Here is an 8,437-nt window from a genome sequence, read left to right on the forward strand (position 1 = left end):
TCCCCCCCGCCTCGCCACCCGAGGTCTCCTCCCCCCCGCCGCCCCCTGCCGCTCGGGGTCCTTCCCGGGTGGTGGTCTGGCTGCGCCGGGCGCGTCCCCTGCATCGCTGGGTGGGGGTCCCGCTCACCGTCCTCATCCTGCTCAGCAGCCTCACCGGCATCCTGTTGGGCTGGAAGAAGCAGTTCGCGGTGCTCCAGCCGCCCCTGCAGCGGGGCGTGTCGAGCGAGGCCCGGGACTGGCAGCCGCTCCAGCTCATCTCCGCCGCCGCGGAAGCGGGGCTCCAGGCCCACCTGGGCGCGCCTCCCGGACCCATTGATCGGCTCGACGTGCGTCCCTCCCGGGGCGTGGCCAAGGTCCTCTTCCACCAGGGCTTCTGGGAGGTGCAGGTCGACCTGAGCACCGCCCGGGTGCTCTCGGTGAACCGCCGGGCCTCGGACTTCATCGAGACCCTCCATGATGGCTCGATTCTCGGCGAGGGCTCGCGCGTCACCGTGAGCACCCTGCTGGGGCTCGGCCTGCTGCTGCTCAGCCTCTCGGGACTCTGGCTCTGGTGGGGACCGCGGCTGACGCGGCGCCCCGCTCCCCTCCCTCGGGAAGAACCCACCCCCCTGCGCCGCAACGTATGAAACTCCGCCCCCTGCCTCGCGCCGCGCGCGCGCTCCTCTGCTCCTCGACCACCGCCCTGCTCTGCTACGCCCTCCCCGTGGGCGCCCAGGAGCAGCCCGCCCCCGAGAGCTCGGGCCGTGAGACGCGGGTGACGTCGACGGGCGTGCCCAAGCCCCTGCTCCCCGCCTCGCGCGTGGGCTCGGAGGTGACGCCGGAGGAGCTGTCCCGCCGTCCCGCGCGCTCCACCCCCGAGGCGCTCCTGGAGGAAGAGGGCATCTTCCTGCAGCGCACCAACCACGCGGGCGGCCACCCCATCATCCGCGGCCTGCTCGGCCACCAGGTGCTCATCCTCGTGGACGGCGTGCGCCTCAACAACGCCGTCACCCGCGCCGGCCCCAACCAGTACCTCAACACCGTCGACCCCTTCCTCGTCGAGCGGCTGGAGGTGGTGCGCGGCCCGTCCTCGGTGCTCTACGGCTCGGACGCGCTGGGCGGCGTCGTCAACGTCCTCACCCTCACCCCGCGCTTCGCCCCCGAGGGCCAGCGGCGCATCCCCGCCAGCGTGAAGGCCCAGGCGGGCAGCGCGGACACGAGCCTCCAGGGCAGCCTGCGCCTGGGTGTCGAGCTGCCGTCCACGGCGGTGCTCGGCGTGGTGACGGGGCGCAACTTCAATGACCTGCGCGGCGGCGCGGACGTCGGCGTGCAGCGCTACACCGGCTACACCGAGTACGACGCGGCGGTGAAGGCGCGCCAGCGGCTGGCCCCCGGCACCATCCTCCTGGTGCAGTACCAGACCACGCGCCAGAGCGACGCCCCGCGCACGGATCGCTCCTTCCCCGGCGACTTCCGCACCTTCTCCCTGCAGGAGCGCGACTTCTTCCACTCCCAGCTCTCCCTTGCCGGGGCCGGGCCCTTCCGCAGCGTGCGCGTGGACGTGAGCGCCCTGCGCCAGGGCGAGCGCACGGATCGCTTCCGCGTCTCGCGAGACAGAATCGAGCGCGAGGACGCGAACGTGTGGACGCTCGGCCTGCGCGCCGAGGGCGAGCGGCCCGTCGCGTGGAACAATGGCCTCCTGCGCGTGGGCGCCGACGTCTTCCACGACAAGGTGACGGGCAGCGCCACCCGGGGCGCCATCCTCGTGCCGGGGGACTTCTCGTCCCGTCCGGAGCTGGAGCGCTACCCCGGCTCGCCCACGTCGCTGGCCGCTGGCCTCTTCGGCCTCTTCCAGCTGGACCTCGGGGACGCCGCGACGGGGCACGTGGGCGCGCGGGCGCAGCTCAACCGCACCCAGCTGCCCGAGGATGACCGGCTGTCGTTGCAGTTCCCGGGCAGCCCGGTGCTCTCGGCCTCCACCGCGCAGGCGCTGGGCGTGGCCGGGGAGCTGGGCTTCCAGCAGCGGGTGGGCGAGGCGCTCACGCTCTTCACCAACCTGGGCACGGGCTTCCGCGCGCCCAACGTGGACGACTACCTGCGGCTGGGCGCCGAGGGCCCCGGCTTCGTGCTCCCCAGCCGCGAGCTGTCCCCCGAGTACTCGTACACGGGCGAGGTGGGCGGGCGGTTCCAGCGCGGGGAGACGGCCCGGGTGCAGGCCGTGTATGCCTATACCTTCATCGACAACCAGGTGACGACGACGCCCACCACCTTCAACGGGGAGGAGCGCACGCCGGACGGGCTGGTGTACCTGGCGCGGCAGAACGCGGACAGCACGCAGGTGCACGCGGTGGAGCTCTCCGGGCAGTGGAGGCCGGTGCGTCCGGTGACGCTGCTGGCGCAGGCCGCGTGGGTCTTCTCCTCGCAGAAGCGGGTGAACCCCGAGGCGCCCGAGGCACCGCCCGAGACGGAGCCGCTGGCCAAGTCCCCGCCCCTCAACGGGCTGGTGCGCGCCACGTGGGAGCCGGTGGACTTCGCCTTCGTGGAGGGCGTCTTCCAGTGGGCGGCGAAGCAGGAGCGGCTGAGCGCGGCGGACCGCGAGGACATCCGCATCTGCCCGGAGGCGCCCGGCTGCCAGGGGACGCCGGGGTGGGCGGCGGTGCACCTGCGGGCCGGGGCGCGCTGGCGCTCGCTGGCCGCGACGGTGGAAGTGCGCAACCTCGCCAACGCCTCGTACCGCTCCCACGCCTCGGGCGTGGACGCGCCGGGCCGCTCGGTGACGCTCGGGCTGGAGGGAAGCCTGTGAAGAAGTGGCTGTCGTGGGCCGCGGTGCTGGGAATGCTGGTGGGGTGCCATGCGGGCGTGGGCGAGCGGTGCGACGCCCAGTCCCCCTGCCCCGAGGGACTGGAGTGCTCCACACCTCCACTGCCCAAGGAGGGCGTGGAGAATCCCCAGGGCGTGTGTGACTACCCGCCGCGCGCCGAGGGGGAGCCCTGCTCCCAGGCGGCCGAGTGTCAGTCGGCGCTCACCTGCTCCAACCACTTCGAGCCGGGGGCGCGCTACGGCCGCTGCGTGCCCAAGCGCGGCGCGGGCGAGGCCTGCTTCCAGGCGCGCGACTGCGCCAGCGGCAAGTGCCAGGGCGCGAGCGGCACCGCGCTCGACGGCACCTGCGCGGGCTGAGCGAAGCGCGGGGCCCCAAGCGCGGGGCCCCTCCCGACAGGCCGGAAAGACGAGGGGCCCGGACCGTGTGGTCCGAGCCCCTTTCACTTCAGAGCGCGAGGCTCAGCTTACGGGGTGAGCTCCCACACCGAGCGGCCGAAGGTGGCGGCGCGCACGAGGCTCGAGTCCGGGAGGATCTCGATGTCCGTCACGTTGACGAGCGGCATGCCCGTGCCGAAGCGGCTCCAGGAGGCGCCCGCGTCGGTGGAGCGGTACACGCCCAGGTGCGTGGCGGCGTACAGCGTGCTGCTGCTGCCCGGGTCGACGGAGATCTGGTTGACCGGCACGCCCGCGGGCAGGCCGTTCTCGATCGCCGTGAAGGTGGCGCCGAAGTCCGTGGACTTCCAGGTGTGCGCCTTGGTGGCGTCCGGGGCCACCGAGGTGACGTAGAGCGTGTTGGGGTTGGTCGGGTCGAACGCGATGCTGCTGGTGCTCAGGCCGTTGTTGGGCAGGACGCCGGCCTGGGTCCAGCTCGTGCCGCCGTTGTTGGTGAGGAACACGCGGCCGCCGCTGGCGACGATGCCGACGATGCTGCCGTTGCTCTTCGCCGTGCCGATGCCACGGATGACGAGGCCGGTGGGCAGGCCCGTCACGCCGAGCGCCGTCCACGAGGTGGCGTAGTTGGTCGACTTGTACACTTTGGCGTTGGAGTAGGTGTAGACGGTGTTGCCCGTCGCGTCGCCATCCCAGCGCGCCAGCACCGTGTTGAAGGGCGCCGAGGAGCTGTTGTTGCTCTCGGTGATGCCCGTGCTCGCCGAGGCGAAGTTCAGGCCGCCGTCGGTGCTCTTGTAGATGCGGGTGTAGTACAGCGTGCCCAGCATCGTCTTGCCGTCCGGGTGGATCTCGCAGTCGAAGCCGTCGCCGCCGATCTCCTGGTTGTAGACGCTGGTGGAGCCCACGCGCACGCGGGTGCCGTTGTCCTGCAGGCCGGCGATGACGGCGCTGCGGTCACCGGCCGAGCTGCCGATGTCGTAGATGAGGTGCGAGGCGATGCCCACGTTGAGCGAGTCGCTGAAGGTGGCGCCGCCGTCGGCCGTCACGAAGAGGCCGCCGTCGTTGCCCACGTACAGCTTGGTGCCCGTCGCGTCGAAGGTCGCGGTGTGGAAGTCCGCGTGCACGTACGGCAGGCTGAACTGGCCGAGCCAGTTGGAGACCTGGGAGAAGGTCGAGCCGCCGTCGGTGGTCTTCGCCATGTGCAGCGCGCCGCCGAAGTACACCAGGTTGGCGTTGGTCGGGTGGACCACGATCATCTGGTCGTACCAGCCCTGGCCGTTGAAGAGGGCGCTCACGTTGCGCGCCTCGGTGTTGCCGTTGGAGTAGCGCTTGGCCGCCGCGCCGAGCGCGGTGAAGCTGGTGCCGCCGTTGGTGGACTTGTAGATGTCCGCCAGCTGGCCGCTGGGATTGGAGGCCAGCACGTAGACGGTGTTGCGGTTGGAGGGCGCGACCGCCACGGTCATGCGCTCCAGGCCGGCCGTCGAGGTGACGCCGGTGGCGCGCGTCCACGTGGCCCCGTTGTCCGCCGTCACCCACACCTGGCCCTGGGTGTTGCCGCTGGTGTAGGAGGGCTCGGCCTCCAGGGTGGCGATGAACTTGGTGCCGCCGGCCCAGCCGATGGACCAGGCGGAGGGAGCCTCGGCGAAGCCGGTGCTCAGGGAGACGGCCGACCAGGTGGCGCCCGCGTCCACCGAGCGGAAGATGCCGGTGTTGGTGGTGGCCAGCACGATGCTGCTGTTGCCCGGCACCACCTGGATGTCGGTGATGGAGGTGGAGTTGCCCAGGTACACCGGGGCGAACCAGGTGTTGCCGCCGTCGATGGACTTCACCAGGCCCACGCCGGTGCCGTCGAACGGATCACCCAGGCCGAGGTAGAGCGTCTGGCTGTTGTTGGGGTCCATCTCCAGCGAGCCCACGGAGAGGCTGCCCAGGGTCTCGGTCTTGGGCGCCCAGGTGGCGCCGCCGTCGGTGGACTTCCACACGCCGCCGCCCGCGAAGGCCGCGTAGAGGGTGTTGGCGTTGGTCGGGTCGATGAGGATGTTGCGCACCCGGCCCGCGTCCGTCTTGTTCAGGTTGTAGCTGCCGTTCTGGGCGTAGTTGGCCTTGTTGGGGCCGATGTTCACCCAGGTGGTGCCAGTGGCGGCGATGGACGCGTTGGGGTCCGTCACCGCGGTGATAGTCGTCGAGGTGCCGGGGAGCTGGGCGGCATACTTCGCGCGCTCCTTGGCCGCCGCGTCGTTCATGAACTTCTGGAACTCGCGCGACCAGGGCCCGCCCTTCTTGGCCTTCTTGGTCGCCTTGCTGCCGTAGGACTCGTTGTACCACTGGTCCCGGAACTCGCGGCGGGCGTTCGCGTCGTCGCGGTCATGGTCCTCGGCCAGCGCGGTGACGGGGGCGAGGGTCACGGCGATCGTCGCGGCGAACAGGCGCTGCCACTTCATCGAAGGAAGCTTCACGTCCACTCCTTGGGGCTTGTCTGGAGTCCGTCCAGGCAGAGGGTTACGGCAGTACCACAATTATCTGTTTCCAAGCAACTGAGAACCAGGATTGCCGGGAACCATTGAAGGACTCGCGAGCACGGACTTCGATCACGGCCGCGTCGTCCCGGTCAGTGCCGGATACTGAGCACTTTCCGGGCCAACGGGGGGAAGGGAGGAATTTCAGGGAGTTGAAGCCCTTCGTGCCCGCGAGCTGGTGCGCGCGGACTCCAGGGCGACACGTAGGGAAACGTCAAAGAATTTGACAGCCCGAATTCTTTCCCCTGAGAGGACGCGCGATTGGGCGAGTCGGGGGCCTGTCCCAGAAAAGGACAGGGTTGTCCGTATCTTGCGACCCACCCGGCCCGATGCGGGCGTCAGCGCACGGGCAGTTCCTGGAGGGAGAATTCTTCGAAGCCGAGCCGGCGCAGGGTGTCCACGAAGCGCTCGGTGATGATGATGAATCCGGGGCAGTTGCGGAGCTGGAACACGTCCACGTGCTCCGGCAGCGAGGCCTTGTCGAGCAGGCGTTGTTTCGGCAGGTCGAAAGAGTAGCCACCGCACGTCTTGCACGGCTCGGTGTTTCCCGGTGGCAGGCAGTCCGGGTGGAAGAGGCCGTGGGATTCCACTTCCAGTTCCATCAACTCGGGGGCGTTCCGCTGCCGGAAGCGCAGTCCCGTGCGACAGCCCTTCAGTCCCCGGAGGCCCTCGGCCTGGAGTTGCTCCAGTGCATCCCGGTGGATGATGACCCTCCAGGAGTACAGTATGTAGAGCTGGGGGAAGGTGCCACGAGCCGAGCCCACGAGTGGTCCGAAGCCCGTACCGGGGGTCAGTCGCGCCCAGGCGGGGACCAGGGGGCGAACCATCGCGCGTAGGCGTTCGAATCGCCCGTAGTCCTCTTCCAGCCGGGCCGTCTTGAGCTGCTTGGCCTCCGGCAGCCCCGACAGGTCCACGCTCGGATAGGCCTCCGAGATGCCACCCCAACTGATGTCACACGTGGGGCAATGCAGGCCGGGCAGATGCCATGGGCGCTCGGCGCTGTACTCGCCCTTGTAGCGCGAGGTCCCATATGGGACGGAACCCAGTTCGTAGAATCTCATCTGCTCCTCAGAATTCGATGGGAGGCGGCAGCCGCGTCTTCCCATGGTACGGCAGAAGGGGAGCCATCAATCCGAACCGCACGCAAAGTTCCCAGGCGTGCTTCCAACTTTCCTCCTTCGTCACCGTCCGGCCCCTCCTCTCCTCGATGAACTGCCGCCACGCCTCGTTCCAGGGACCACCGTACTCACCGCGGTGGATGCTTTTGTGCAGGGTGGTTTCGATGAGCATGGTCCATTGATGGATGTCGATGCCCTGGAGCGTGAACCACGCCTTGAATGCCTGCGGGAAGATGTGGTGCTTCTCGTGAGGCCGGTTCAGCTTCGCGTTGGCCTCGTCGATGAGCTTCTGCTGGCTGGGCAGCAGGTGGCGGCGGTGGTGGTGGTGCCACGGGATGATGAAGACGGCGCCTCGCTCCTCGGGCAGTGCCAGCGGCCGTCCCCAGTACCTCATGGGTGATGAGCCCGGCAGGTACACGCTCACCGCGTTCGTGCCGCGCGTCTTCACCACGCCGCCGGGCGCCGCATCCGAGCCGGCCCGCTCGGCCACCGCCTCCGCTACGTCCTCGCAGCGGAGGAAGCCGCACACCTGCTCGTCACACAGGAGCGCGAGGCACGTGTCCGCCTCGTCCCGCTCCGCCTCCTGGCAAGAGGTGTCGAGCGCCACTTCCTCGCGCACCGAAGGGCCCGAGGCCGCGCACCCGGCCAGCAGCAACCCGAGCAGCACTCCCCTGCGTCTCACCTCGTGCACTGCGTACCCCCTTATGAGTGGAAGGGGAGGGTAGCGCGTCGCGGGGACAGCCCTCTAACCGCGGGGCGTCCGAGGCCCGAGCCACGCCTGGACGCGGGCGCGCAGGCTCTCGGAGCCGGGGTACTCCAGTGTGCTCTCGGCCTGCCGCGCGAGCTGCCGGGCCCGCGCCGTGTCCTTGCGCGTCTCCCACAGCGCGCGCGCCAGCGCGAAGCGCGTCTCGGCCAGCTCCACCGGCGGCACCGCCCGGGACTCGCGCAGCGCCAGCGCCCGCTCCAGCGGCGCGAGCGCCTCGGCGGCCCGGCCCAGCTTCAGCAGCGCCTCGCCCTGGCCCGTCAGCGCGAAGGCCAGCTCCGGGTGCTCCGCGCCGAGCGCCTCCTCGCGGAGGCGCCGGGAGCGCTCGAAGAAGCCCAGGGCCTCGGTGGGACGCCCCAGCTCGAGCAGCACCTGCCCCAGCGTGCCGCACGGCTGCGCCACGTCCGGGTGCTGCGGCCCGCGCATCCGCTCCGCGGCCTCCACCGCCCGGTGCAGCACCCGCACCGCCTCGCCCGCCTTCCCGTCCCGCCACAGCGCCGAGCCCAGCGCGTCCAGCGCCACCGAGCGGAACGGGTGGCGCTCGGGCAGCGTGCGCTCCAGGATGGCCACCCCCTGCCGCAGCGGCACCAGCGCCTCGGCGTGCCGGCCCAGCGCGCTGAGCGTGGTGCCCATGTTCACCAGGGTGCTGCCCACGCGCGGGTGCTCGGCCCCGAGCGCTCGGCGGAACGTCGCGTGCGCGCGCTCGTACACGGGCAGGGCCTCCTCGTGGCGCCCCTGGGCCGTCAGCGTGGTGCCCAGCCGGCGCAGCACCACCGCCTGCTCCGGGCCCTCGTGCAGCCGGGCGCGCTCCAGCGCGGCGAGTGCGTTGCGCTGCGAGGCCTCGGCGGCGA

The 8,437-nt window shown here is 70.9% G+C and carries 7 protein-coding genes; 3 read left to right on the forward strand and 4 right to left on the reverse strand.

The features are described from left to right. From VF697_RS32780 to VF697_RS32790, 3 genes are all read left to right on the forward strand, one after another. Positions 1–626 (forward strand): PepSY-associated TM helix domain-containing protein (locus VF697_RS32780; protein ID WP_331101159.1); only part of this gene is annotated, 626 nt, incomplete at its 5' end. Continuing rightward, positions 623–2,782 carry a TonB-dependent receptor gene (locus tag VF697_RS32785; RefSeq protein WP_331101161.1) on the forward strand — a complete coding sequence of 720 codons (2,160 nt, stop codon included), beginning with the start codon at positions 623–625 and terminating at the stop codon, positions 2,780–2,782. The genes VF697_RS32780 and VF697_RS32785, both read left to right, overlap by 4 nt. Continuing rightward, complete coding sequence (locus VF697_RS32790) at positions 2,779–3,156, forward strand: hypothetical protein (RefSeq protein ID WP_331101163.1); 378 nt, start codon at positions 2,779–2,781, stop codon at positions 3,154–3,156. Before VF697_RS32785 ends, VF697_RS32790 begins: the two co-directional genes overlap by 4 nt. Before the next feature lie 107 nt (positions 3,157–3,263). On the opposite strand, the gene VF697_RS32795 is transcribed toward VF697_RS32790, so the two are convergent. From VF697_RS32795 to VF697_RS32810, 4 genes are all read right to left on the reverse strand, one after another. Next, a complete protein-coding gene (locus VF697_RS32795; protein WP_331101165.1) occupies positions 3,264–5,645 on the reverse strand; it encodes a WD40/YVTN/BNR-like repeat-containing protein in 2,382 nt (793 codons plus the stop codon). Between the two features lie 398 nt (positions 5,646–6,043). Next, positions 6,044–6,766, reverse strand: coding sequence for a double-CXXCG motif protein (locus VF697_RS32800; protein WP_331101167.1), 723 nt, complete (start codon positions 6,764–6,766; stop codon positions 6,044–6,046). Positions 6,767–6,773: 7 nt separating this feature from the next. Then, on the reverse strand, positions 6,774–7,514 hold the full coding sequence (locus VF697_RS32805) for a TIGR02269 family lipoprotein (protein WP_331101168.1): 741 nt from the start codon (positions 7,512–7,514) through the stop codon (positions 6,774–6,776). Positions 7,515–7,568: 54 nt separating this feature from the next. Further along, a partial coding sequence (locus tag VF697_RS32810) for a tetratricopeptide repeat protein (RefSeq protein ID WP_331101170.1) occupies positions 7,569–8,437 on the reverse strand: 869 nt, incomplete at its 5' end.

This window comes from Archangium sp., from assembly GCF_036388035.1.
In the GTDB taxonomy this organism is placed as follows: domain Bacteria; phylum Myxococcota; class Myxococcia; order Myxococcales; family Myxococcaceae; genus Archangium.